This is a genomic window from uncultured Erythrobacter sp., assembly GCF_947492365.1.
Classification (GTDB): Bacteria; Pseudomonadota; Alphaproteobacteria; order Sphingomonadales; family Sphingomonadaceae; genus Erythrobacter.
Genome location: NZ_CANLMB010000002.1, coordinates 239647 through 264152, shown reverse-complemented (window position 1 = coordinate 264152; position 24506 = coordinate 239647). Strand labels below are relative to the sequence as shown.

The 24506-nt window shown below is 61.9% G+C and carries 28 protein-coding genes; 20 read left to right on the top strand and 8 right to left on the bottom strand.

What is annotated here, in order from left to right:
- Positions 1-52: 52 nt before the first annotated feature.
- The 14 genes from Q0887_RS12600 to Q0887_RS12535 all read left to right on the top strand — a co-directional run bounded on the left by Q0887_RS12600 (position 53) and on the right by Q0887_RS12535 (position 13329).
- Complete coding sequence (locus Q0887_RS12600; RefSeq protein WP_299195924.1) at positions 53-817, top strand: sterol desaturase family protein; 765 nt, start codon at positions 53-55, stop codon at positions 815-817.
- Positions 818-825: 8 nt separating this feature from the next.
- Complete coding sequence (locus Q0887_RS12595) at positions 826-1251, top strand: DUF2141 domain-containing protein (protein ID WP_299195922.1); 426 nt, start codon at positions 826-828, stop codon at positions 1249-1251.
- A 183-nt stretch (positions 1252-1434) separates the two neighbouring features.
- Positions 1435-3273 (top strand): hypothetical protein, encoded by a 1839-nt coding sequence (locus tag Q0887_RS12590; RefSeq protein ID WP_299195920.1) that lies wholly within the window; start codon positions 1435-1437, stop codon positions 3271-3273.
- Positions 3274-3396: 123 nt separating this feature from the next.
- Entirely contained in the window at positions 3397-4341 is a 945-nt protein-coding gene (locus tag Q0887_RS12585) for an alpha/beta hydrolase (protein WP_299196748.1), read from the top strand.
- A 12-nt stretch (positions 4342-4353) separates the two neighbouring features.
- Positions 4354-5721 carry a M48 family metalloprotease gene (locus Q0887_RS12580; protein WP_299195918.1) on the top strand — a complete coding sequence of 456 codons (1368 nt, stop codon included), beginning with the start codon at positions 4354-4356 and terminating at the stop codon, positions 5719-5721.
- 24 nt (positions 5722-5745) lie between these two features.
- Positions 5746-6435 carry a DsbA family protein gene (locus Q0887_RS12575; RefSeq protein WP_299195916.1) on the top strand — a complete coding sequence of 230 codons (690 nt, stop codon included), beginning with the start codon at positions 5746-5748 and terminating at the stop codon, positions 6433-6435.
- Positions 6435-7421, top strand: coding sequence for a hypothetical protein (locus tag Q0887_RS12570; RefSeq protein ID WP_299195914.1), 987 nt, complete (start codon positions 6435-6437; stop codon positions 7419-7421). The genes Q0887_RS12575 and Q0887_RS12570 overlap by 1 nt, the downstream gene beginning before the upstream one ends.
- Before the next feature lie 100 nt (positions 7422-7521).
- Entirely contained in the window at positions 7522-8790 is a 1269-nt protein-coding gene (locus Q0887_RS12565; protein ID WP_299195912.1) for a histidine kinase, read from the top strand.
- A complete protein-coding gene (locus Q0887_RS12560) occupies positions 8790-9587 on the top strand; it encodes a LytTR family DNA-binding domain-containing protein (RefSeq protein WP_299195910.1) in 798 nt (265 codons plus the stop codon). The genes Q0887_RS12565 and Q0887_RS12560 overlap by 1 nt, the downstream gene beginning before the upstream one ends.
- A gap of 248 nt (positions 9588-9835) precedes the next feature.
- Positions 9836-10705, top strand: a complete 870-nt coding sequence (nadC, locus tag Q0887_RS12555) for a carboxylating nicotinate-nucleotide diphosphorylase (protein ID WP_299195908.1) — start codon at positions 9836-9838, stop codon at positions 10703-10705.
- Positions 10702-11145 carry a hypothetical protein gene (locus tag Q0887_RS12550; RefSeq protein ID WP_299195906.1) on the top strand — a complete coding sequence of 148 codons (444 nt, stop codon included), beginning with the start codon at positions 10702-10704 and terminating at the stop codon, positions 11143-11145. Before nadC ends, Q0887_RS12550 begins: the two co-directional genes overlap by 4 nt.
- Positions 11126-11839: a ribonuclease T gene (locus tag Q0887_RS12545; RefSeq protein WP_299195904.1), complete on the top strand. Its 714-nt coding sequence runs from the start codon at positions 11126-11128 to the stop codon at positions 11837-11839. The genes Q0887_RS12550 and Q0887_RS12545 overlap by 20 nt, the downstream gene beginning before the upstream one ends.
- 56 nt (positions 11840-11895) lie before the next feature.
- Positions 11896-12696 carry an STAS/SEC14 domain-containing protein gene (locus Q0887_RS12540; RefSeq protein ID WP_299195902.1) on the top strand — a complete coding sequence of 267 codons (801 nt, stop codon included), beginning with the start codon at positions 11896-11898 and terminating at the stop codon, positions 12694-12696.
- 120 nt (positions 12697-12816) lie between these two features.
- Positions 12817-13329, top strand: coding sequence for a phosphoglycerate mutase family protein (locus Q0887_RS12535; RefSeq protein WP_299195900.1), 513 nt, complete (start codon positions 12817-12819; stop codon positions 13327-13329).
- A gap of 10 nt (positions 13330-13339) precedes the next feature.
- On the opposite strand, the gene Q0887_RS12530 is transcribed toward Q0887_RS12535, so the two are convergent.
- Together Q0887_RS12530 and Q0887_RS12525 are read right to left on the bottom strand one after the other, a co-directional pair.
- A complete protein-coding gene (locus Q0887_RS12530; protein ID WP_299195898.1) occupies positions 13340-13708 on the bottom strand; it encodes a hypothetical protein in 369 nt (122 codons plus the stop codon).
- Complete coding sequence (locus Q0887_RS12525) at positions 13705-14133, bottom strand: nucleoside deaminase (RefSeq protein ID WP_299195895.1); 429 nt, start codon at positions 14131-14133, stop codon at positions 13705-13707. The genes Q0887_RS12530 and Q0887_RS12525 overlap by 4 nt, the downstream gene beginning before the upstream one ends.
- Positions 14134-14308: 175 nt before the next feature.
- Here Q0887_RS12525 and rpmB point away from each other — a divergent pair, with 175 nt between their 5' ends.
- Positions 14309-14596 carry a 50S ribosomal protein L28 gene (gene rpmB / locus Q0887_RS12520; RefSeq protein ID WP_299195894.1) on the top strand — a complete coding sequence of 96 codons (288 nt, stop codon included), beginning with the start codon at positions 14309-14311 and terminating at the stop codon, positions 14594-14596.
- Between the two features lie 81 nt (positions 14597-14677).
- Here the strand turns inward: rpmB and Q0887_RS12515 are convergent, their stop codons facing one another.
- The 4 genes from Q0887_RS12515 to xseA form a co-directional block, all read right to left on the bottom strand.
- On the bottom strand, positions 14678-15661 hold the full coding sequence (locus Q0887_RS12515) for an esterase-like activity of phytase family protein (RefSeq protein ID WP_299195892.1): 984 nt from the start codon (positions 15659-15661) through the stop codon (positions 14678-14680).
- Positions 15662-15692: 31 nt separating this feature from the next.
- Positions 15693-16487: a M23 family metallopeptidase gene (locus Q0887_RS12510; RefSeq protein WP_299196747.1), complete on the bottom strand. Its 795-nt coding sequence runs from the start codon at positions 16485-16487 to the stop codon at positions 15693-15695.
- Between the two features lie 137 nt (positions 16488-16624).
- Entirely contained in the window at positions 16625-16828 is a 204-nt protein-coding gene (locus Q0887_RS12505; protein WP_299195890.1) for a DUF2093 domain-containing protein, read from the bottom strand.
- Positions 16829-16851: 23 nt separating this feature from the next.
- Positions 16852-18348 (bottom strand): exodeoxyribonuclease VII large subunit, encoded by a 1497-nt coding sequence (gene xseA / locus Q0887_RS12500; protein ID WP_299195888.1) that lies wholly within the window; start codon positions 18346-18348, stop codon positions 16852-16854.
- Between xseA and purD the strand changes: the two genes are divergently transcribed.
- The gene (gene purD, locus Q0887_RS12495) at positions 18347-19621 is read left to right on the top strand and encodes a phosphoribosylamine--glycine ligase (protein WP_299195887.1); all 1275 of its coding nucleotides are present in this window, start codon (positions 18347-18349) and stop codon (positions 19619-19621) included. The two genes, xseA and purD, sit on opposite strands and share 2 nt — an antisense overlap.
- Positions 19622-19659: 38 nt before the next feature.
- On the opposite strand, the gene Q0887_RS15040 is transcribed toward purD, so the two are convergent.
- Positions 19660-19857, bottom strand: coding sequence for a KTSC domain-containing protein (locus Q0887_RS15040; RefSeq protein WP_363317689.1), 198 nt, complete (start codon positions 19855-19857; stop codon positions 19660-19662).
- A 738-nt stretch (positions 19858-20595) separates the two neighbouring features.
- Between Q0887_RS15040 and Q0887_RS12490 the strand changes: the two genes are divergently transcribed.
- The gene (locus Q0887_RS12490; protein ID WP_299195885.1) at positions 20596-20985 is read left to right on the top strand and encodes a hypothetical protein; all 390 of its coding nucleotides are present in this window, start codon (positions 20596-20598) and stop codon (positions 20983-20985) included.
- 200 nt (positions 20986-21185) lie between these two features.
- Here the strand turns inward: Q0887_RS12490 and Q0887_RS12485 are convergent, their stop codons facing one another.
- Positions 21186-22190, bottom strand: coding sequence for an adenosine kinase (locus tag Q0887_RS12485; RefSeq protein ID WP_299195883.1), 1005 nt, complete (start codon positions 22188-22190; stop codon positions 21186-21188).
- A 154-nt stretch (positions 22191-22344) separates the two neighbouring features.
- On the opposite strand from Q0887_RS12485, the gene Q0887_RS12480 reads away from it, so the two are divergent.
- The 3 genes from Q0887_RS12480 (at position 22345) to Q0887_RS12470 (ending at position 24500) form a co-directional block, all read left to right on the top strand.
- Entirely contained in the window at positions 22345-23046 is a 702-nt protein-coding gene (locus Q0887_RS12480; protein ID WP_299195882.1) for an EI24 domain-containing protein, read from the top strand.
- Entirely contained in the window at positions 23039-23461 is a 423-nt protein-coding gene (locus tag Q0887_RS12475) for a hypothetical protein (RefSeq protein WP_299195880.1), read from the top strand. The genes Q0887_RS12480 and Q0887_RS12475 overlap by 8 nt, the downstream gene beginning before the upstream one ends.
- Positions 23462-23555: 94 nt before the next feature.
- Positions 23556-24500 carry a hypothetical protein gene (locus Q0887_RS12470; protein ID WP_299195878.1) on the top strand — a complete coding sequence of 315 codons (945 nt, stop codon included), beginning with the start codon at positions 23556-23558 and terminating at the stop codon, positions 24498-24500.
- The last annotated feature ends 6 nt before the right edge of the window (positions 24501-24506 follow it).

Sequence of the window (24506 nt, the reverse complement as noted above, 5' to 3'; positions counted from 1 at the left end):
CCGGGCGCCACGAAGCTGTTCCAGGCGCTGCATTTGCGCCATAGCGGGACGCATGATCCCCGCCGACACACCGATCTGGATCGCCTTTTTGTTGGCAGGCAGTGCGATGAGCGTGATTGTGCTATTGCGCTATTTCCTTGCGAGCGGGCTGTTCGCCTGGCTGACGCGGATAATGCGGCCCGGGCTCTATCGGAAACTCGGCCCGCAAATCCGGCGCGAAATTGGTTGGTCGGTGATCGCAGCGTTCATCTATGGCCTGCCTACGGGCGCAGTTTTCTGGTTGTGGAACCATCACGGAGCGACGTTGCTGTACACCGATTGGAACGCTTACCCGCTGTGGTATCTGCTGCTATCGGCCTTTCTCTATCTATTTGCGCAGGACAGCTGGTTCTACTGGACCCACCGCGCGATGCATGGCTCACCGCTGCTGTTCCGCCTTGCGCATAAGGTGCATCATGACAGCCGTCCCCCGACGGCGTGGACAGCGATGAGCTTTCACCCGCTAGAATCGATCACCGGCGCGCTCGTCATTCCGGTTCTGGTGTTTATCATTCCCATTCATCTTGCCATGCTAGGCGCAGTTCTGGCGACCGCGACACTGATGGGAGTGATCAATCACATTGGGTGGGAGATATTCCCGCGCCGCTTTGTTCATTCTGTATTGGGTGGATGGCTGATAAGCGCCAGCCATCACGAAAAGCACCACGAGGATTATCGATGCAATTACGGTCTGTATTTCCGCTTTTGGGATCGCCTGTGCGGGACCGATCGCGGGCTTTCGCGGCGGCTCGATCAGCAAGGGGCGGCGCGGTCGTGAGGCGCGCGGTGGCTGTAAGCATGGGCATCGCTGCGCTGGGTATGGCGGCACCGGCTGCAGCTCAGAGCCTGACCGTTACGATCACCGATGTGCGCTCTAGCGACGGCGTGGTTCGGGCCTGTCTGACTGCGATGGAAAGCACCTTTCCGCGCTGCGACCGTGACCCGAATTCGCGCAGCTCCACAGTGCGCTCTGGCGACACTGTTACGATCCGCTTCGATGATGTCGCGCCCGGCGAATATGCCATCGCGGTGCTCCATGATGAAAACGAGAATGGCAAGATCGATCGCGTGCTCGGCATGGCTCCGCGCGAGGGCTACGGATTCTCGCGCGATGCTCCGGTGCGCATGGCGCCGCCCGACTGGGACGATGCGGTGTTTGAAATGGGCGGATCTTCCCGATCCATGACCATCAAGATGCGGTATTTCCTCTAGCCTGTATGCAAAACTCGGCCCTCAATTAACGATTGGCAGATAGGCGCTGAGCTGCGGTAGATTCCGCTCCGCTCCCGCATGCTGGCAGTTCCCGCAACTTTCCCGCGCAACTTAACGCGATGTTTACCACGGTGCCCCAGAACAGTCCGGAATAGGCGTTAATCAAGGGGCATAGGGCCAGCCATGGACAATCTTCGGGGCACATTCGACAGCGGTATTCCCGCGGACGAAAGCCAGAATTGGGATGCGGACACCTCTTCGAACGAGGGCGCACCCGAGGAAGAGAACGTACGCGATTTGCCGCCGGAGGCGATCGGCCAGGACGAACGCCGCATGCAGGTGCGCGCCTATAATCACTGGGCGAGCCTGCTGGGTGATGCGACCTTCCCCTCGATTGAAGAGCTAGAGCCAGAAAACCTTCCTGATTTCGGGCCCAATTCGGTCCTGCTCGATTTTTCGTCGGGCATCGAAGATCCGTCGGTCCAGTATCTGGGTGACAAGCTTGCTGAAGAATGCGGCGCAGTAGGAACCATCGGAAAGCTCTCCGACGTTCCGCCGCGCTCGCTGCTCAGCCGGATCACCGATCATTATATGCAGATCCTCGCCAATCAGGCACCGATCGGTTTCGAAGCCGAATTCGTGAATCAGCGCGGGGCTTCGATCCTCTATCGCGGCATTCTGTTGCCCTTCTCCAGCGATCTGGAGACAATCGATTTCATCTACGGTGTCATCAATTGGAAAGAGGCGGCCGACGCGGCGACTGCGGATGAGCTACTTCTCGAGATCGATCAGGCGCTCGAGCTGGATGACGAAGAGCCGGTCGAAGACGAAGACCAGCCGCAAAAACACCACGCCGATCCGGTCACCGATTGGGCGGATTCGCCTTCGCACGAGCCCGCCGCGACCGATGTGCCCCAGATCAATCCTATCGGTGAAAGCGATGCGCGCGAGATCGTGCCGGACATCGTGCCTGACAATGTCGCGCTGTTCGCTGGAAATGATGATGATGGCGAGGACGGGAGCGAGCTGGACGAAAACGGCCTGCCGCTTCCCGATTTCGGCCAATATTCGCTCGACGATCCCGAAGTGGACGAGTTTGGCGAGGAGATCGAGGAAGAAGATGAGGGCAGCAGCTCCTACAGCTTCGCTTCGCTCACCGACCATATCGAGGCGCCGGTCAAAAAGGCGATCGATCTGGATGCCGACCGGTTCGACCCGGATGATTACCGGGTAGAAGACGGCGCCAGCGATGCGGTCGAAATCGGCGATGAGCCTGTTGACCTGCCTGTGTCGGAACCTATGTCGGAACCTGTGCCGGAGCCGGTGTCCAACCTGGTGCCTGTTGCCGTGCCGGAAGATTTTGCTCCGGTGGAAAGCGATGTGCCGGTTGAAGAACCGATTGCTGAATGCAGCGAAGATGCAGGGCTGCATGATTGCCTCGCTTCGGCGCGCGAACTGGCGCACACTGCCCGTGCTTCGGAAGATCGCAGCCGTCAGGCGCTCTATGCCGCTGTTGGACGTGCCTATGACTTCTCGCTCGCCGCACAGGACGAGCCTGAGGCCTATCAGGAACTGATCGAGGATAGCGGGCTATCGGTGCAGGAACGCGCTCCGATGACGCCGGTGGTCAAGCTTGTCTTTGGCCATGATTACGACAAGACCCGCCTCACCGAATACGCCGCCGTGCTTAGCCACGCACATCGTGTCGGGCTGGAGCGCGGAGCACTGGCCACTTTCCTTGCAGAAGCCGATGGCGGTCTCAAAGGCGTGGTCAATGCCGAACGCCGCCTGCGCCGCGAAGAAAGCGGAGAACAGGTCGAAGAGGCTGGCGATATCCGCGCCAAGCTGGCGCAAAAGCTGCGCGAACTCGAAGCGCTTTCGCTCGAAGCCCTGGCTGGCGAAGGCCCCGAATTCTCGCTCGCAGTGCTGCGCCGCGATGAAGCTGGCAATGTCTCGGTGATCGGCGAAGTCGGCGACGACGCGGCGCTGACTGAGCGCGTTGCCAAGAAGCTCGCGGGCTAAACAGCTCCTCACCGCAATCCAGCAATCGCTTGGCCTGATCGCCTCGGGCGGCTAGGCGCATCTCCTGTAATTCTCTGGCCGCACTGTCTTGCGCGCTGAAACGGGAGATTGGGAGTGCGAAAGATGCTGTGGACGCTGGGCGTATTGGCGGTGTTTCTTACCGTTGGCGGGTTCTATCTGTATTCGACGCTTTCGACCAATGGCCCTCGTCTCATCAGTGCAGCTGACCGCGTTATAAGCGGAGACCGCGGCGCGGCCGAGCTTGCCAGCATTACGACCGGTCCGCATCCAGCGCAAAAGCTGCATGTCTGGGGCCCCGTAAACCGCAATCCCGACGATGCGGCGCTTCCCGTGCTGCTGTTTGCGCATGGCGGCGGCTGGCGCAGCGGCGATCCGGACGGATACGGCTTTCTTGCGCGCAGCTTTGTGCCAAAGGGGTTCATAGTGGTGCTGTCAGGGTACCGTTTGGGTGAGGACGGTATCTATCCCGGCATGCTCGAAGACACCGCCAATGCGATCGCTTGGACGCACGAGGAAATCGCCTTCTATGGCGGCGACCCTGACCGGATCGTGATCGCGGGGCACTCGGCTGGTGCTTACAATGTCGTGCATATTGCGCTCGAGGAACAATGGCTCGGGCGGCGCGGGCTTTCGACCAGCGATATTTCGGGCGTTGTCGGCATGGCCGGCCCCTACGACTTCGCTCCGTTTGACAGCGACTCTACCATCGCCGCTTTCGGCCATGTCGAAGATGCAGCTTCGACCCAGCCGATCAATTTTGTCCGCGAAGATGCGCCGCAAATGTTGCTGGTCCACGGCGAAAAGGACACGCTGGTTCGCGCGCGCAATTCGCGCCTGCTGGCCGAGCTGCTGAACGAAGCCGGAGCCAATGCGCTGACCGCGATCGAGCCGGAGATGGATCATAACGGCCCGCTCATCGCGCTCGCTACAGCGTTTCGCGGTGATTCCGACCTTGTGGAAGTGATTTCAGCCTTCGCCTATTCGGTCACTGCCCCCGACGACCTGGCGGCCGAAACTTCAGTTCCTGTTCAGGCCGAAACGCGCTAGCACTGGCGCCTGATGCGCTCGCTCAACTCCCTCTTCGCCTTTGCCGCTGCCCTGATTGCCGCGCTGTCCTTCGCCGCGCAGCCTCTTGCTGCGCAATCCGTGCTGCGCGATGCGGAGACGGAGGCGCTGCTGCGCGACATGGCCTATCCGCTGATAGAAGCCTCCGAGCTTGAGCCTGAGAATGTCGAAATTGTCCTGATCAACGACCCTTCGATCAACGCCTTCGTGGCTGGCGGTCAGGTCGTTTACATCCATGCCGGCCTCTTGGGTGCAGCCGACACCGCCAATGAAGTGCAAGGCGTGATCGCGCACGAGCTGGGCCATATCACCGCTGGCCATGTCGTGCGCTTTGACGAGCGGGTACGCCAGGCACAGGGGATCACCATCCTCTCGCTTCTGCTGGGCGTTGGCGCGGCGCTGGCGGGCGCCGGCGATGCGGCCTTCGGCGCGTTGATGGCCGGGCAGACGGCAGCGCAGGGAAGCTTCCTCGCCTTCAACCGCAATCAGGAAGCCGCCACCGATCTTGCCGGTGCGCGCTACCTTTCTGGCGCGGGCATTTCGGGGCGCGGGATGATCTCGTTCTTTGAAAAGCTGCGCAATCAGGAAATCCGCCGCGGTTTCAGCCAGTCCGACGATGCAGGCTATGTGCGCACACACCCTCTCGCCGGTGACCGGATCGAGATCCTGCGCGGGCTTCTGTCCGAAGACGCCGCATGGGCAGCGCCAGACGATCCCGACATCCAGTCCCGCTTCGAAGCCGTTCAAGCCAAGCTTTATGGCTATCTTGCTGAGCCGCAGCGCACATATCAGCAATATCCGCTGAGCGATAACAGCGTCCCAGCGCGCTATGCGAGGGCCTACGCCTATCACAAGGATGCGCTGGTCCAGAACGCGGTTGATGAAGCCGATGCGTTGCTCGCGGATGATCCGGACAACCCCTATTTCCTTGAGCTCAAGGGCCAGATCCTGCTCGAATCGGGCCGCCCGGCAGAGGCGCTCACCCCTCTGCGCCGTGCAACCGACATCACCCGCAACGAGCCGCTGATTGCGGGTCTGTTTGGCCATGCGCTGATCGCGACCGAGGATGAGAGCAATTACGAAGAGGCCGAACGCGTGCTGCGCGCAGCGGTTGCGCGCGACCGGCTCAATCCCTTCGCATGGTATCAGCTGGGCGTGGTCTATGCCGCGCGCGGCGACATTCCGCGCGCACGCCTTGCCAGCGCGGAACAACAGGTGATGACCCGCCGCTTCCCCGAAGCGCTCAGAAGCGCGCAAGCCGCTGAGGCGGGGCTGCCCTATGGCTCGCCCGACTGGATCCGCGCGCAGGATGTCGCTCTCGAAGCGCGCGCCGCGCTGGAACGTATCCGCGACAACCGCTAAGAGCCCTTCCCAATGGAACCGACAATGCGAAACACCCTGTTCACCGCGCTGCTGGCGCTTGTCTTCGGCTTTCTGGGGGCGGCCTCGTGGTCTTTGACCGGCCTCGCCGACAACCGGACCCGCGCCTATCTGCTCGACAATCCCGAGATCCTGCGCGACGTTGCGCAAGCGCTGTCTGAGCAAGAGGCGCGCGAGCGGCTAAGCGCGATTGGCGACGAGCTTTTCGAGCCGTTCCCCGGAGTCGTTCTGGGCAATCCGCAAGGCTCGAAAGTCATGATCGAGTTCACCGACTACAACTGCCCCTATTGCGAAGCGAGCCTCGCCGATGTGCAGCGCCTGGTCGCAGAAGACCCGGAATTGAAAGTTGTCATGCGCGAATGGCCGATTTTCGAAGGCAGCGAAGGCGCAGCGCGCATGGCGCTCGCCGCCGGAATGCAGGGCAAATACCGCGAATTTCACGAAGCCATGTTCCAGTTTGGCCCAACTACGCCCGAAGCGGTCGAAGCCGCCGCACAGTCGATAGGCCTCGATATGGACCGCGCGCGCGACGATGCCGCGTCCGAAGCCGTCTCGCTCGAGCTGGTGCGCAATCTCTCGCTGGCGCGATCGCTCGGCTTTGGCGGCACGCCTGCCTTTGTGGCGGGCGATTTTCCGGTCGAGGGCGCGGTTGGCTATGACCGGCTCAAAGAATTGATCGACAACGCGGATAGCTGATGCGCCTCCTGCTCGCTTTGCCGCTCTCACTGTCGTTAGGCCTGCTTGCGACACCGGCGAGTGCCGAAATCAATTGGGACCGGATCAACCTTGCTGAAGAACGTGCGGCGATCGAGGCTTTCCAGCGCTTTGACCAACGCTTGCAGGATACCGGGTGGAAGCTCGTGCGCGGCAATGTTGATTTTTGCCCGCGAGTGATCCCTTCGGTTGGCCTGCAATTGCAGGATCTCGCCAGTTACGGCTCACCCGAAGTTGCGCGCCGTGCGCTCGGCCTGACCGGCGACTTTGCGGTGCAAACGGCGGCTGCGGGCTCGCCGTCTGCGCAGAGCGGGCAATTCTCCGCCAATCGCGAAGTCACACGCATTGGCGGCGACAATCCGAATGGATGGGAAGCAGGCGAAAAGCTCGATTGGCAGCGGCTCACCCGCGCGCATGACTTCATCGACGCCAGCCTCGCGGATGAGGGGGCTGTGACTGTCGCATTCGCAGATGGAGCCTCCGCTCATCTCACCCCCGTCCCCGCCTGCGCCACTCGTTTCGAACTATTGGGTGAGGGCAAGCGCGCAGTTGCCGATGGCGAACGCGTGGTGATCGGAATCCGTTTTCCCGGTTTCGCCTATCCCGAAGACCTGTTTGCTGGCGCCGTCGCGCATGAACTGGCGCACAATCTGCTGCGACACAGCCAATGGCTCGACCGGCACGGACGGCGCATGGGCAATGTCCGCCGGATCGAGCGCGAGGCTGACCGGCTGATGCCGTGGCTGCTCGCCAATGCAGGCTATGACCCGTCTGCGGCAGTGCGCTTCATGGAGGAATGGGGACCGCGCCACGATGGCGGGCTGCTGCGCGACCGCAGCCACGATGGCTGGGATGAGCGCGCCGAATTCATCGCGGGTGAGCTGGCTCAGATCGAGGCGCTGCTGGAAGAGACCGGCAAGGCCGATTGGGCGACGCATTTCCGGCGCGAGATCGACCCCGACTCATGAGCGCTCGCTTGCGCCCAATGGTTCATCACCTGCGCCCACTCGCAAGCGGCCGGGCAATTGACCATGCCAGCGGCAGAAAAATCGGCTACAGTTAGGCGCAATGTCGATGATCCCGCTCCAGCCAGCGCCGTTTTTTGCAAGCAAGAACCGCGCCTTCTGGAACCTCCAACTGGCCGGTTGGGGTAGCGCATTCCTGCTGCGCGCGGTCAACGCGCTCGCCAACGGTCTGCCCTACAATCTGCTGGTGCTGATTCTGGTGACGACGCTCACCGGTTTCTCGCTCAGCCTGATCCTGTCGGTCGTTTACCGCCAGCTGATCGACCGCAAACCGATCGTGACATGGGGCGGCACCGCTGTCGCGCTAATGACAGCGGTCATCATCCATGCCGGGATCGATGCCTGGGTGCAGGATCTGTATTATTCGGGATTGAGCGAGACGAGCTTTGCCCAGCGCTTTGTCGGGATCACCTATATCCCGCTCACCCTGCTGGGCGGTTGGAGCGCGCTTTATTACGCGATCAATTTCTTCCTGACGGTGGAGAGGCAGGCGGACCGGCTTGAACGGTTAGAGGCGCAGGCAACCTCGGCGCAGCTCGCCATGCTGCGCTATCAGCTCAACCCGCATTTCCTGTTCAACACGCTCAACTCGATCAGCACTTTGGTCCTGCTCAAACAGACCGAGCCGGCCAATGCGATGCTGACGCGGCTGTCGGGCTTCCTCCGCCACACGCTGATTACCGAGCCGGGCAGTCAGGTCACGCTGGCGCAGGAGGTTGAGACACTCCAGCTCTATCTCGATATCGAGCGGATGCGGTTTGAGGAGCGGCTGCGCACAAATTTCGATATCGAAGAGGCTGCGCTGGATGCTCGCCTTCCTTCGATGCTGCTCCAGCCTCTGGTCGAAAATGCCGTCAAATATGCCGTCAGCCCGCAAGAGGACGGCGCGGAGATCACGCTCACCGCGCGCGTGGTCGGACAGCGTCTGCGCATTGCAGTGACCGATGACGGGCCCGGCGCGGATGGTCCGGTGCAGCTCTCGATGCTCGAACATGCGCAGGATAGCGCTGGCGGGATCGCCGATCGCCGCGTCTCAACCGGCGTAGGCCTTGCCAATATCCGCAACCGTCTGATGCAAAGCTATGATGACGATCATCTGTTCGAAACGCGCTCGCAAGCGGGCGGCGGCTTTACAGTGCTGATCGAAATCCCGTTTGAAACCGAGCGCCGGGCCGAGCCCTATGCCTCGCAAGAAACTGCCCACCCCGCAGCCACTGAACCAGCCGCAGCACTCCCCGACAATGCGGCCGCTGACAATGTGATCAACCTCAACTCCCCCCTGAAACACCAACGCGCCATTGGAAATACGTGATGACCATTCGCACCATCCTCGTCGATGATGAAAAACTCGCCATTCAAGGCCTGCAATTGAGGCTCCAGCCCTTTGACGATGTCGAGATTATCGACACGTGCTCGAACGGGCGCGAGGCGATCCGCAAGATCAAGACCGAGAAGCCCGATCTTGTCTTCCTCGACATTCAGATGCCGGGCTTTGACGGATTTTCGGTGGTCAAAGGCGTGATGGAAATTGAGCCGCCGCTCTTCGTCTTCGTGACCGCTTACGAGGAACACGCGATCCGCGCTTTTGAGGCCAATGCGGTCAATTACCTGATGAAGCCGGTTGATGAGGACAAGCTTGCCGACACGGTCGAGCGGGTGCGCCAGCGCCTCGCTGAGAAGAAGAGCGCCGAGGATGCCGAGCAATTGCTCGACGTGCTGGCCGAAGTCGCGCCCGACCGTGCCGCCGATTTTGGCGGCGATGGCGGCGAGAGCGCGGAGCGGTTCGAGAAGCTCATCAATGTGAAGGATCGCGGCCAGATCTTCCGCGTCGAGGTTGATTCGATCGAGCATATCGAGGCGGCGGGCGACTATATGTGCATCTATACCGGCGACAATTCGCTGATCCTGCGCGAGACGATGAAGGACTTGGAACGCCGGCTGGACCCGCGCAAATTCCAGCGCGTCCACCGCTCTACGATCGTGAACCTCGATCAGGTCCGGCAAGTGAAGCCGCACACCAATGGAGAGTGTTTCCTGGTGCTCGATTCCGGCGCCGAGGTGAAGGTCTCGCGCTCGTATAGGGATGTCGTGGCTAGGTTTGTGCATTAGTTTGTTGCGTCCTCAAGCGCCGGGCGCAGGCCGTCCGGCCCGCTTGGCTTTCCTCGCATAAGCTCGGGCGCGCGGTCGCGCTTGCGACACCTTCGGCGTCGAGCCATTCCAAGCCAGAACCTTGGTCACGGCAGTCAAAGGGCGACCGCCCGTCGCGCCTTATGGCGCGGAAGCCAAGTGAGCGCCCAGCTTCTTGACGCGAACGCCGGCGCTTGAGGCGAAACAAAAAAACGGCCAAGCAGAACCACATGACTGAATTCACCCTCCCCGGCTTTGACCTTGATCGCTTTGTGACCGAAACGCTTGCCGAAGATCTCGGCGTGGGCCTGCCGGGCGGCGGCAAGGACGTCACTTCGGAAAGCGTCATTCCTGCCGATGCGCGCTTTGCAGGCGTGATGGACAGCCGCGATGCGATTGTGGTGGCGGGATTGCCACTGGCCGAGGCGTTCTTCCGCCATCTCGATCCTGACGTCGAGATCGAGACTCTGGTGAGCGACGGCGATGCGGTCGCAGCGGGATCGGACCTCATGCGCCTTACCGGCAATGCCCGCGCGATGCTGACGGCTGAGCGAAGCGCGCTCAACATCGTCCAGCACCTCTCCGGCATCGCCACCATGGCACGCACCTATGTCGATGCGATGCGCGAAGGCTCCGCGACCTGCACCCTGCTCGACACCCGTAAGACCCTTCCTGGTCTGCGCGTGCTGGAGAAATACGCGACCCGTCAGGGCGGCGCACAGAACCACCGGATGGGGCTCTATGATGCCGCGATGATCAAGGACAACCACGTCGCGGTCGCGGGCAGCGTCGGCGAAGCGGTGCGCCGTGCGCGCGATGCCGGGGTCAAACCAATCATTTGCGAGGTCGACCGGCTCGACCAGATCGAACCCGCGATCGCAGCAGGCGCGCATCACCTTCTGCTCGACAATATGTCACCCGAAACCTTGCGCGAGGCGGTGGCGAAGGTCGCGGGCCGCACCGCAACCGAGGCCAGCGGAGGGATCAACCTCGACACCATCGCAGCCAAGGCAGCAAGCGGCGTGGACTATTGCTCGGTCGGCAGACTCACCCAGAGCGCCCCTGCGGCGGATGTTGGGCTGGATTTCGCGCTGGTATGAGGATTGCGCGCGGGCCTAGGCCGTGGCCGATCTGGCTCTTTGCCTCTGCGACGACCTACATTGCCGTCAATCGGCTCATCGGAAGTCTTGGCAATCTCAATGCGACGATGTTCGATTTCCGAAACATGTTCACATTCGTTGAGTGGAACCGCGATCTGGCGATCATTGCCATCTGCGCATGGTTCACCATCGACATGATCCCAGTCATCCTCGTTCTTGCGTTTGCCGCTTCGTTTGCACGTTGGTTCATTAGCGTGATTGCTTTCGTACCCCTCGCGCTGATCCTTGCGAATCTCGAATATGCGAGCACCTATCCGCGGATGCTTTTACCAAGCCTGATGCTGGCTTTTATCCCGCTCGCGCTTGCCGCTTTGCTTTGGACCACGAGGGCAAGCCGATACTTCGCGCAAGGAGGAGCCGATGGTGCGGAAACTGCATAGCTCCATAGCTTTCGTCGTCGCCCTGTTGCTCCCCGCCGTCGGCAACGCCCAAGCATACCAATGCCGCGCGCCGTCCATCTCGAGCGTCCCGCAGATCGCGCCCGATGCTCGCCCCCGCGTCGTGCCGGTCACCGGCTACACCCTCGCGCTGAGCTGGTCGCCTGCCTTTTGCCGGACGCGGCAGGACTCACGCTCGCACCGGGTGCAGTGCTCGGGCGATAATGGCCGCTTTGGCCTCGTCGTGCATGGCCTCTGGCCGCAAGGCGCGCGCGCCTATCCGCAATGGTGCCCCACGAGCCAGCGGGTCTCACCGGCGCAGGCGCGCGCGAACATGTGTATGATGCCATCAACCCGCCTGATCGCGCGGCAATGGGCCAAGCATGGCTCCTGCATGGTCCGCCGGCCCGAGACTTACCTCAACGTCACCCGCGTGCTGTGGGAGAGCCTGCGCATTCCCGATTATGACCGGATCAGCCGCGAGGACGGCCTCACCGCAGGCCGCATCCGTCAGGCCTTTGCCGACGCCAATGGCCGCATGTGGCAGCCGAGCATGGTCGGCGTGAAGCTCAACGAAGACGGTTGGCTGGAAGAAATCCGCCTGTGCTACAATGACCGTTTTCGCCCCACGCGCTGCGATGCGCGGCGGCTGGGCGCGCGCGATGGGCAGAGAGCGCGGATCTGGCGAGGGCTTTGAGCCCAAATTGATCCGCATCAATGACGCGCCTGCATTGATCGGGGCAATATGCGGGCATGATCGAAATCGAAACCATCGCGCCGCACGCGCATCGCATTATCGCCATTGCCGAATTCCGGCAGGGCGACGTCAAAACCCTGCTCAACTTCGTCAAGGAGCGAAACGAATCCGACGGCGGCGGAAACCTGCTCATCGATGTCACATCCATGGCGAGCTTCTCCTTCTCCGCGGTGGCCGAGGAGATCGGCCATATGGGCACCTTCATGAAGTATATTTACGGGCTCGACCGCATCGCGATCATCTCCGACGAGAAGTGGATCCGCACGGCCGCGCGGCTCGAAAGCGCGCTGCTGCCACGGGTCGTCTATCAGGTCTATGACGATGACGAGGCAGAGGCCGCGCGCGCCTGGGTGCTAGAAGAAACCGACCAGCCGCACAGGGGCGCGTTTCGCGAGATCGACAGCGGCAACCCCGCAATCGCGGCTTACGAGCTTTCCGGCAGGCTCGACCGTGAGGAATCCGAGCGCGGAGTGGCGATGGTCAGAGCCGCGCTCGAAGCGCCCGAATGCTCGCGCTTGATGATGGTGATCCGGCATTGGCACGGCTTTGACCCCGACGCCGCGATCAGCCGCAAGGTGATGGTAGGCAAGCTCGAACTGCTGAAGAACCTTGAACGCTATGCCATTGTCGGTGGACCCGCCTGGATCGGCAATCTCGCCGGATTCTTCGGCGCGCTGGTGAAGCCGGCGATAAAGAGCTTTGACCTTGACGAACAGGACGAGGCGATCGCCTGGCTCAGCGAAGGTCTGCCCGATCCGGAGCACGAAATGGCAGGCGAGGTCTGCTCGGCGCCCTGATCGCTCCATCCAGCTATTGACGCTCTGCATTGGGCGGGTCTCGCGCGGCCTGCAAGGTTGCGCCGATAGTCCCGCCGGTGCAGACTGCGCGGTCAGAACGGGCGAGGACGGGAAACACATATGACAAATTGGCGGGGAATTGCGCTGCTACTGGCGCTCGCTTTGGGTGCCTGCATGGCACCGGCTCAGCCCGAGCGCGGCGCTGTGGGAGTGTCGGCTCCGGACGAGCAGACGGTCTATGTGATCCGGCATTTGCAAAAGGCGCAGGGCGATGACCCCGTTCTCACCAGCGAAGGCGCGGCCAATGCGCAAGTGCTGGCCTCAATCCTCGAGGATGCAAACATCACGGGAATCTACTCCACGCCAACACGTCGAACCATGCAAACCGGCGCTCCGCTCGCGGGCCGGATCGGGGTTGAAATCACGCCATACGATCCGCGCAATCCCGATGCTCTGGTTGCTGCTGTCCGCGCTGGCGATGGATCGGTGCTGGTCGTCGGCCACAGCAACACCGTTGGCGATCTCATCACCCGCTTCGGCGGCAACGCTGCGCCCGAACTGACCGAGCAGGATTACGGGACGCTGTTCGTGGTGGCTGCAGACGGGACTGTGAGCGAGATTGAAGTGGAGTGAAGGGAGTTTGCTAGAAGCCCGAGGCCCGAAATGACCTGAATTCACGCAATTCAATTAGTAGTGCAACAATCCCTAGCGCGGCGATAAATGGTCCGGCAGAAAACAACATCCCCGCTAAGAGCTTAAAATCTGGAAGAGGATGGATAAGATCGCGCCACAAAAATTGAGCGCCGACAATGCAAACAATTATTGTGACTGGAATACGCCAAACCAGCCGTTTCTGTTGAAAGGACATCGCTAAGGCCAGAGCGACCAATCCGATGAGCAGAATGAGTAGCGCGTATCTTACTACTGAGCCACTCGAGCCAACATAGATGTCCGCCGCAAGCCAGAAAGCAAGTGCGATGCAGAAAGCAAATGTGAGTCCGATTCTGATCACCGCCGCTCCCTGAAGAACCCGCGCAGCAGCTGCGCCGCCTCATCCGCGCCCATGCCCGAATAGACCTCGGGCGAGTGCAAGCACTGCTCTTGCTCAAACACACGCGCGCCGTGTTCGACCGCTCCGCCTTTGGAGTCGCTGGCGGCATAATAGAGCTTGGAGATGCGTGCATGGCTAATTGCGCCTGCGCACATCGCGCAAGGCTCCAGCGTCACCCACAGCTCGCAATCGGTCAGCCGGTCCTGCCCCAGCGCCTCTGCCGCCATACGCAGCGCCCGCACCTCGGCATGGCCGGTCGGGTCGGGGGGAGAGCGGGTTGCGTTGGCGGCAACCGCAATCACTTCGTCACCGCGCATCACAACCGCGCCCACAGGCACTTCGCCCGCATCGGCGGCTTCATGCGCGGCTTGCAAAGCGCGCTTCATTGCTAGAGGGACCGGCCATTGGTTCATCGTGCATCAGCGCTAAGCCTGACATCGCCACGAATCAATTGACGATTCGCAAGTGGCCCGCTATGCGGCGCGCTTTCCGGAACACCCTAATCGACGGGTCGCCTCTTGGGGCGCTGTTTCCGCCACTGTTAACGAGACGAGAGATATCATGTCGCGGATTTGCGAACTGACTGGCAAGGGCCGCCAGGTCGGCAACAATGTTAGCCACGCCAACAACAAGACCAAGCGTGTTTTCCTGCCGAACCTTCAGAATGTTACGCTGATGAGCGAAAAGCTCGAGCGCAGCTTCAAGTTCCGCGTATCGACCCACGGTCTGCGCTCGGTCGAGCACAATGGCGGCCTCGATAACTGGCTGCTCAAGACCAAGGACGACAAGCTGTCTGCGCGCGCGCTCAAAGTGAAGCGCGAGCTGAAAAAAGCGGCTGTTGCTGCCTGATTGACGCGTGCCTCGGGCCTTTCGAGGTCCGGTCTGCGATCAAAGGGGCGCGGTGTTGGTTCACCGCGCCCCTTTTGCGTGTCAATTTGACAGGTCTGCCGAGAGATCGGTGGCTCGATCGGCAGCTGGATCGAACACCAGCTTGACCAGCAAGGTGCGCTGCTGGATCGAGAAATTGTCGTCCGAGATCACCCAGACTGCGACGGTGCCATCATCTTGCCCACGCACCGCCAGTCCTTCGTAATTCTCAGGCGGGATCACTCCGTCGAAATGAATGAGAACATCCGCGCTCCACTCCGTATCGCTCGAAGTCGGCGGAGTGTCAGCAATCGCCAGCAGTCCGGCAAAGGGCGGCACTCCCCAGACCACGTCACGCATCAACAGCAGGACGCGGCCATCGGGCATTTGCGCGGCGGCAGTGACAACAAAATCCTCTACCGGCACGGTAAAGTCGATTGTGACCGGCGTGCCTCCCTCGACCGGATCACCGGCATAGATCAGCGCTTCACCGCGGCCTTCGGGGATGATGACAAAGCGGCCATCGGAAAGCCGCAGCATCGCCTCTGCCCCCGAATTGACATACCAGTCGACCTCGCCGTCCAGAAAGCGGACCTCTTCGATCTCGCTGGCAACCGAGAAGCGGTGGATCGCATGGGCGCCCTCATAGCCAAGCCAGTAATCACGGCTGACCGGATCGCGCGTGACCGATTCGATGTCCCACAATACGTTTGAGTGCCTCGGCGCAACCAGTTGAAGCACCACACTGGGCGCGCGCATTGCCGGATCGGGCAAATCCGGTTCGGTGAAGGTGAAGCGCGAGCCGCGATCGGAGAAGGCACGCAAATGACCGTCCCTGAGCGGCAGCATCGCCGAAAATCCTCCGAAAAAGCGGCTGGGATCGCTGGTGTAGTGCCAAACGCCTGCGACGTTCCATTGCAGCAGATCGGTCGGTGAGGCTCCGGCGATGCGATTGAACTCGATGCCGGTTGGTAGCGTCCGGGGAACCTCCGTGCGCAGCCAAGTGCCAGGCGCGCACAGGACTGCAAGCGCGAGCGCCGCGAACATTCGCGGTCCGAGCCTGCCGCCTCTTCTCATCTCAGTTCATCGGCCCCGCGAATAGCAGCGGATCGAGCCGCGATAGGTGCCACTTCAGGCTCCAGTGCAGATGCGGACCCGTCGCGCGGCCGGTCGATCCGACATTGCCGATATGCTCGCCCTGACGGACCGCCTGACCTTCCTCGACCACGATGCGTGAGGCATGAAGGAAGGCGCTGTTAAGCCCCTGCCCGTGATCGATGATGATAAGCCCGCCTTCGAGGCTGAATCCGGTCCGCGCGAGCACCACCACGCCGTCAGCGGGCGCGACAAAGGGCACTCCGTTGCCGGGTGCGATGTCGATGCCCGAATGGTAGCCGCCCGGCTCACCGCGATAGATGCGTTGGCGGCCAAAGCGGCCTGAAATGCGCCCTTTGACTGGCCAGATGAAGTCCTGCGACCACCCTTGCGCGCCGGTCTGGCGCTGGCGAGCATCCCAGATCGCGTCGAGTTCCGGCTGGCGGCGCTGCATAAAGCTCGCGCTCGCTCCGCCAGGCCTGCGCGCGACATTGACGCGTTCGATCTGCCAGTCGCGCGGGGTGATTGTCAGTTGCTCGCGCACGATCTCGCCGCCGCCAAGCGTAGCCGTCAGTGCGAGCGAATCGGCGCTGTCACGGTCAAACGCGGCGAAGAATGTGCCGTCGTCTGAAAGTGCGAGCGCCTGATCGCCCAGCGAAGCCTGCACCGTACCTGCTGGCGCTCTGCCGCGAATATAGCCGCCTTGGGTCAGCTCGCCCGAGAACACCCATTCGGGCGGCATCGCGGGTGGAGGGGCTGGCGCGGGTTGTTCCGCCATTTCGGACACGCTCGCCGCCTCGGGCATCGGCTCGCTCGCGCTCTCGGGGGCAGCCGCTTCGCTACCGGTGCAGCTTGCAAGCGCTGTTAGTCCCAAAGCGGCGGGCGCAAATGCAACCCAGATCCTCGAAGACGCCCTCATGCCTCGCCAAGCAGGCGGCGCGTTGCGATCTCGCAAGAGGCATAGGCCTCCTGATGCTCGGCGCTCCAATAGCGCAATTCTTCGAGCGGGATCACCTCTCCCGAAACGGCGCAGAGGACGTGCTGGCCGGGGCGCAAAACGCGGAAACCGGAAGGGCCGTAATAGAGCTTGGCTGCTTTATCGCTGGAGGACATCAACATGGCGTATCTCTTAGCAGCTTTGGCTAGCCGAACAAATCATCTTGGCCCGGTGGCGGTGCAGCTTTGCGTGTTTTTGGCGGCGGTTTGGGAGCCGGAGCGAGAGGCGAAGCGGGTGGGACGGCATCTCCAACGCCGACGCCCAGCTCGCCATCCTTGAATTGCAGGGTAAGCCTGCGCTCTGCCGCCGCCTGCGCCTTGCCGGTCAGCGCCTTGCCCGCAGCATCGCGCACAATCGCATACCCGCGCTCGAGCGGCTTTTCGGGATGAAGCTGGCTCGCAATCCGCGCCAGCGCGGCCAGCCGGTCGCGCGCTGTGGCGATCGGGCGCTCGACCAGTGCAGGTGTGAGCCTCGCACGCTCCAATTGCCGCCTCCCCTCGGCATGGGAGCGGATCAGCACGCTGGGCGACAGGCGAGAAGCGACACCCGCCAGCTGCTCACGTCCCTTGCCCGCACGATCGGTCAGCCCCCGCCGCAATCGCTCGGACAGTTCATCGAGCCGCTGGGCTTGGGGTTGGAGCAGGGCCTCGCCGCTGGGCATCCGGCGGAGCCGTGCCTCCAGCCGCTCGCGCCCCAGTTCCACCGGCCGGTGCACCGCGCGGCGCTGTCTTCCGCCAAAGTCGGTAAGCGTCGCGGCAAGGTCTGCGCGCACCGGCACCGCCATCTCGGCAGCCGCCGTGGGAGTGGGAGCGCGGCGGTCTGCGGCGTAGTCTGCCAGCGTTGTATCGGTTTCGTGGCCCACGGCAGAAATAACCGGAATGGTACATTCTGCAATCGCGCGCACCACCGCCTCCTCATTGAAGCCCCACAGGTCTTCAATCGATCCGCCGCCGCGCGCAACGATCACCACATCGGGCCGCGCCACCGCTCCATCTTCCGCAAGCCCTGAAAACCCTCGGATCGCCCCCGCTACTTGCTCGGCTGCGCCCTGCCCCTGCACCAGAACGGGCCACACAATCACATGGCTGGGGAAGCGATCCGCGAGCCTGTGAAGGATGTCCCGAATAACCGATCCGGTTGGCGAGGTCACAACGCCGATGGTGCGCGGCAGGAAGGGCAGCGGACGCTTGCGCCCTTCTGCAAACAGTCCCTCTGCCGCCAGCCGCGCGCGGGTTTTCTCCAGCAGCGCCAGCAAAGCCCCCTCGCCCGCCAGTTCGAGGCTCTCGATCACGATCTGGTATTTCGACTGGCCGGGGAAAGTGGTCAGCTTGCCGGTTGCGATCACCTCCATCCCCTCTTCGGGGTTGAAGGCAAGGCGGCTTGCATTGCCCTTCCAGATCACCGCATCGAGATTGGCCTTGTCGTCTTTCAACGTGGTGTAGACATGCCCCGAGCGCGGCCGCGAAACCCGCGAAATCTCCCCGCGCACGCGGACATAGCCGAACTGGTCCTCCACCGTGCGCTTCAACGCCTGCGAAATCTCGGTGATCGAGAGCGGCTGGGCGTTGTCGCCCGGTGGCACGCGCGCTAGCAGGCTCTTTGGCAGCCCGTCGGTGTCGGAAGAAGAAGGAGCGCGCGCCATGAATGTCCTGTTGCTTGGTTCGGGTGGCCGCGAACATGCGCTGGCATGGAAGCTGGCGCAATCCCCGTCGCTTACCAAGCTTTACGCTGCGCCCGGAAATCCGGGGATCGCGGAGGAAGCGGAATGCGTTTCGCTGGATGTGACCGACCATAGTGCAGTTGTCGGCTTCTGCCGCGACCATGCCATCGGTCTGGTGGTGATCGGACCCGAAGCGCCCTTGGTTGATGGTCTTGCTGACAGCTTGCGCGCCGCTGACATCCCCGCCTTCGGCCCCTCCAAAGCCGCCGCGCAGCTCGAAGGCTCCAAAGGCTTCACCAAGGATCTCTGCGCCCGCGCGGGCATCCCGACCGGCGGCTATGTGCGCACCCACTCACTCGAAGAAGCAACCGCCGCGCTCGGCAAATTCACTGCGCCCTATGTGCTCAAGGCCGACGGCCTCGCAGCGGGCAAAGGCGTGGTGATCGCTGCGACCGACGCCGAGGCCGAAGAGGCGCTTGCCGACATGTTCGGCGGGCAATTCGGGGAAGCGGGCGCGCAGGTTGTGATCGAGGAATTCCTCGCGGGCGAAGAGGCAAGCTTCTTTGCGCTGACCGATGGTAAGAGTGTGGTCCCCTTCGGCACCGCGCAGGACCACAAGCAGGTCGGCGAGGGCGACGTCGGCCCCAACACTGGCGGTATGGGCGCCTATTCCCCCGCGCCGGTGCTCACGCCGGAACTGCAGGCCCGCGCCTTGGCCGAGATCATCCAGCCGACGGTCGACACAATGGCGGCCGAGGGCATGCCCTATTCGGGCGTGCTCTATGCCGGGCTGATGCTGACCGCGACCGGCCCGCAGCTGATCGAATACAATTGCCGCTTTGGCGATCCCGAATGCCAGGTGCTGATGATGCGTTATCAGGGCGATCTGGCCGCGCTGATGATGGCCTGCGCGAAGGGCAAATTGGCAGGCGCGGAGGCGGATTTCGCAGACAAAACCGCGCTCACCGTGGTGATGGCAGCGAAAGGCTATCCCGGTACGCCAGAAAAGGGCGGCGAGATTGATCTAGGGGCTGCGGCAGCGGGCGGCGCAAAGGTCTTCCACGCCGGAACCAAGGGCAGCGAAGACGGCGGCCTGGTCGCCAATGGAGGCCGCGTGCTCAACGTGACGGCGATGGGCGGCAATGTGACCGAGGCCCAACGCAGCGCCTATGAAGCGCTCGACAAAGTGGACTTTCCGAGCGGCTTTTGCAGGCGCGACATCGGCTGGAAGGAAGTGGCGCGGGAGGGGGAATGATGAAATGGCGGGGACCAAATCGGCGCCCCCGCCATTCTTTAGCACTGATAGTTATCTCTAATCACATCGTTGTAATACGCTCCGGTCGACGAAGCGCCACAGAGTCCGTTCCATACAGAGACTGGAACGCGGCAAAAGTCGTACCCACGCCCACTCGTGAACACTATCCGAAGCCCACCAGAATCGGGATCGTAGCTTGCACTGGTGATAGCTGATGAATTGAAGCTTGCCGTCATCATTAGCGGCTCCAGTCGGGGCGCTTAATCTGCTCCCGTTCTGTCTCACGCGGGTTTCTTCTGGCAAAATTCTCTGTGACAAATTTTCCGTCAACAGAGCTACGGTGCGCCGTTTGGCGCGGCACTTTGCGTCCCATGGCAGGGCTCCTTCTTACGAAGAGGCCTTGACCGATCCGGCAAACGTCAGCAGTCTAACTGACGCTCTTAGAGGAGCCGTTTCGCACTGGGCGGCCTCGAGCTGTACCAGCGAACGATTGGCCGGGCTTTGCTATGCGAAGTCCGGCTTTTCGTTGCCATGCTGCGATCATGAGTAAGACCATTGATTCATGCAAGTGGGACAGGCATGTGGATATCTTTATCCACGCAGATTGCGTTCCATTGCGGAACCAATCAGGAGTGGGACTCGCGGGAAACCCTAGGGTTTCGACGCACGCAAGAGTCATATTTGATTTGGGGATAACGCCCGTTATCCACAGCACCCATCTACGCATCAGGTCTGTGTGACTGCGTTCGGAGCGCGAATCATTGACATTTTCTTCTGATATCAGCGTCTTTTAGTCAGCCTGATTCGCGCTTGGATGGTGTCGCGAATCGGTTGCGTCTTCGCATCTTTCGCCCGCCATCCAGCGCACGAAGCCTCCATACACGTGGTTGCAACTGCCCCACCAATGGCAGCGAGAGCCAACAAATTTGATGCAGATCAATGCGTGGTTGTCGCAAATCTGCTGTTCTCTCAGCATGAGAAGAAGCCCCATTACCGCCGCCTTGCTGACAGCCTTCGCGCTTTCAGCCTGCCAAAACACCGCCGGAGCGCCGTCCGTCGCCTCCACTCCTGTTGATGCTTCCGCGCCCGCCCAAACCGCGCCTTCGCCGCCCGCCTTTGTCGAGGCGGCATGCGGGGGGTGCCACTCGGTTGAACCGCCCTTCCTCTCACCCAATCCCGAGGTGCCCAGCTTTGAAAGCATCGCCAATCGCGAGGGGCTGACCGAAGCGACGGTGGCGAGCTGGCTCACCGACGCGCACAACTATCCCGAGGCGATGGATTTCGATCTGGAGCCCGAACATGTCGAGCAGATCGCGGACTATCTGATCAAATTGCGGCGCGAGGATTACGTGCCGCAGCCGTGATTTTCCTACACGCCCGCCGCCTGATAGATAGCGCCCGGCTCTTTAACATCGTTGGATTGGGGTTCGCATCTGTCAGGTGCGCAGGCACAAAACCGTCTCTTTGCAGGGGCTGGGATTTTTGCCCCAGGACCGTGTAACAGGCGGTCCATGTCTCGACAGGAAAGGTGCCCGATTCCTGAACGAGCACCCTTGGATTGCTGCTAAAGCTTTGCTTCCATGAGAGATTGCATGTCCGCTTCGGGGCGCGGGCCGTAGTGGGAGATGACTTCGGCAGCGGCAATTGCGCCGCGGCGTAGACAGCGTTCGAGCGCTTCACCGCGCGCATAACCTGCAAGGAAGCCTGCCGCGAACTGGTCGCCAGCGCCAGTTGTGTCGATCACTTTCTCGACCGGATCAGCGGCGACCACGGCCTTTTCGCCATGCGCCGATGCAACGGCGCCATCGGCGCTGCGTGTGGCAACCAGCACCGGTACCTTGGCGGCGACCGCGGCAAAGCCGGCGTCAAAATCGTCCTCGCCCGTCAGCGTCGCCAGCTCGCTTTCATTGACGAAGAGGATGTCGATCAGGCCATCATCGATCATCGCGCGGAAATCATCGCCGTGGCGATCGATCACGAAGCTTTCAGAAGCGGTGAAGGCGACCTTGCGGCCCGCAGCACGGGCGACTTCGATTGCGCGGCGCATGGCGCGGCGGGGCTCTTCGGGGTCCCACAGATAGCCTTCGAGATAGAGGATCGCGGCGCTTGCGATCAGATCTTCGTCCAGCGCGGCGGCGGGCAGGAACTGACCCGCGCCGAGGAATGTGTTCATCGTGCGCTCGCCATCCGGCGTGACGAAGATGAGCACGCGGCCCGTCGCCGGTTCGCCTTCGCGCGCTGGCGTGTCGAAATCGATCCCGGTTGCGCGCATATCATGGCGGAACACCTTGCCCAGCTGATCGTCTGCAACCTGGCCGATAAAGGCGCATTGCAGCCCCAATGTCGAAATCCCGGCCAGCGTGTTCGCTGCTGAACCGCCCGACACTTCGCGCGCTGGCGGCATTGCATCATAGAGCTCGTCAGCACGCGCTTCGTCTATCAGCGTCATCCCGCCTCGGTTGAGTTGAAGCTCCTCAATCAGCCCTTCTTCGCAAGAGGCAATGACATCGACGACAGCGTTGCCGATAGCGATGACGTCGTAACGGGTTTCGGAATTTGTATCAGCCAAGGGAAAAGTCCTGTGGTTGCAAGAATGAAGGAAAGATTGCGTGCGCGCCTAGCGGGATGAGGGCCTCAGGCCAAGCATGAATGAGCGCGGATGGGAGTGGAGAAGGAGCAGTGCCCCGTTTGACTTGGAAACGCAGCCTGCGCATGGCTGACCTATGAGCGCGGTTTTCGAAGCCCTTGCCAAAGCGTTTGGCCAGCTGAGTGACACGGCGATCCTGCGCGTAGTGGCGAAGTCGATCCTCGTGACTTTACTGGTCTTCGCCGCACTGGGGATCGCGCTCTACCACGGGCTGATTTGGGTTGGAGCAAGCCAGAGCGCAGCCGCAAATGGATGGATCGAAGCCGCTGCGGCAGTGCTGCTGGTTGCGTTGGCGGGATGGTTCTTGTTCCGGGTCGTGGCGCTCGCAGTCTTGCAGTTCTTCGCGGACGAGATCGTCGCAGCGGTCGAAGCGAGGCACTTTCCCGAAGCCGCTTGCCGCGCGAAGCCACTGCCCTTCCGCCGCGATCTTGCGAATTCATTGCGCGGAGCCGGGCGTGCGATTGGGGTGAACCTGCTGGCTTTGCCGGTTGCGCTGGTGCTGCTCATCACCGGTGTGGGTCCAGCGATCCTGTTCCTGCTCGTCAATGCCTGGTTGCTGGGCCGAGAGCTGACCGACATGGCGTGGCTGCGCCATTGCCAAGGTGACATTGCAGGCAATCCGGTCGCGAGATCTGATCGCTTTATACTCGGAGCCATTGTGGCGGCCATGCTGATGGTGCCGTTTGTCGGGTTCATAGCTCCGATCCTTGGTGCAGCAGCGGGGACGCACCTGACCCACCGGGCCATCGCAGCCCGCGAAGGCGCCGAACATGCTTAGGCTGGCGGTTGCATTCGGGCTTGCCCTCGCTCTCGGCGCCTGTTCGAGCGGGGCGGCCAACGGGTCCTATGTGCGCAGCACTCCAGCGGTTACCCAGCCCGCTCAGACCACTCCCAACCCAGCCTTTCGCGCTCCGCAAGTGATGCGCGGTGCAGGCGTCGACAGCGTGATCGGAGCGGGCGCAAACGATCTGACCAGCCGCTTTGGCGAAGCGCGGATTGACCTCGCCGAAGGGGATGCGCGCAAGTTGCAGTTCACCTCTGACGATTGTGTGCTTGACGTTTATCTCTACCCTCTCGAAGCCAATGCCGCCCCTGTCGCCACCCATGTTGAGGCCCGCGCGCGCGAAGGCGGCGGGGAGGCTGACCGCGCTAACTGCATCGCCGAAGTCGAGAGCGCTGCACGGCGCAGATAGACCCCCGAAAGGTCCGCCGGATTTTGACGCAGTAACTCGATCTTAAGCACACCTGTGCCATGCCCGAAGCACAGGAAAAGGAATTCAGGGCCAAATGACCACGCATTTCACCGATCTCGCGCAGCGCGCCGCTGCCGACGGGCAAGTGACCTCGCAAGAGGTGCTTGCGCTTCGCCGTCAGGGCTGGGGCGATGGTGTCATCCACCGCGACGAAGCCGAGGCCCTGTTTGCGCTCAACAACGCGCTCGATACGCGCGATGAGGAATGGTGCGACTTCTTCGTTCAAGCGATTGGCGAATTCGTGCTCAACGGCAGCGAGCCGCGCCTGCAATGCGACGACAATGAAGCGCAATGGCTGATCGATCAGGTCGACCATGACGGCGTTGTAGAGAGCTTTGTCGAGCTTGAAACCATGGTGCGGATTATTGAGCGCGCTGAAAACGTGTCGACCAAACTCAAGGACTACGTGCTCGCGCAGGTCGAAAAGGAAGTGCTCACCGGCACCGGCCCGACCCGCAATGGCGGCGATCTTTCAGCCACGCATATCTCAACCGCAGAAGCGCGCATCCTTCGCCGCGTGATCTTTGCCAGCGGAGGCTATGGCCCTGCCGCAGTCAGCCGTTTCGATGCCGAAATGCTCTTCCGCTTGAAGGATGAGACAATTGCTGACGAGAACGCGCCTGAATGGGACGATCTCTTTCTCGACGGCGTGAGCAATTACTTGAAAGGCTTCGCGCTCCAGAACGCGCAGCTTGAGCATGGCCGCGCCAAGGAACTCCAATCCTTCATCGCCGACAACAAAGCCAATGTCGGCCGCTTCTTCGGCCAAATGGCCAAGGAAGCGCCCAACGTCGCCAACCATTTCGGCAAGGTCTTCGGCAAGCGCAAGACCGGCCCAAGCTTTGCCGAACAGGAAGCGTCGGGCGAAGCGGTCACCGATTTCGAGCAGGAATGGCTCGACAAAATGATCGAAGCTGACGGCGAGGTTGACGATCTCGAACGCCGTCTGATCGCGCAGATTATCGAAGAGGGCGAGTAAGCGTGC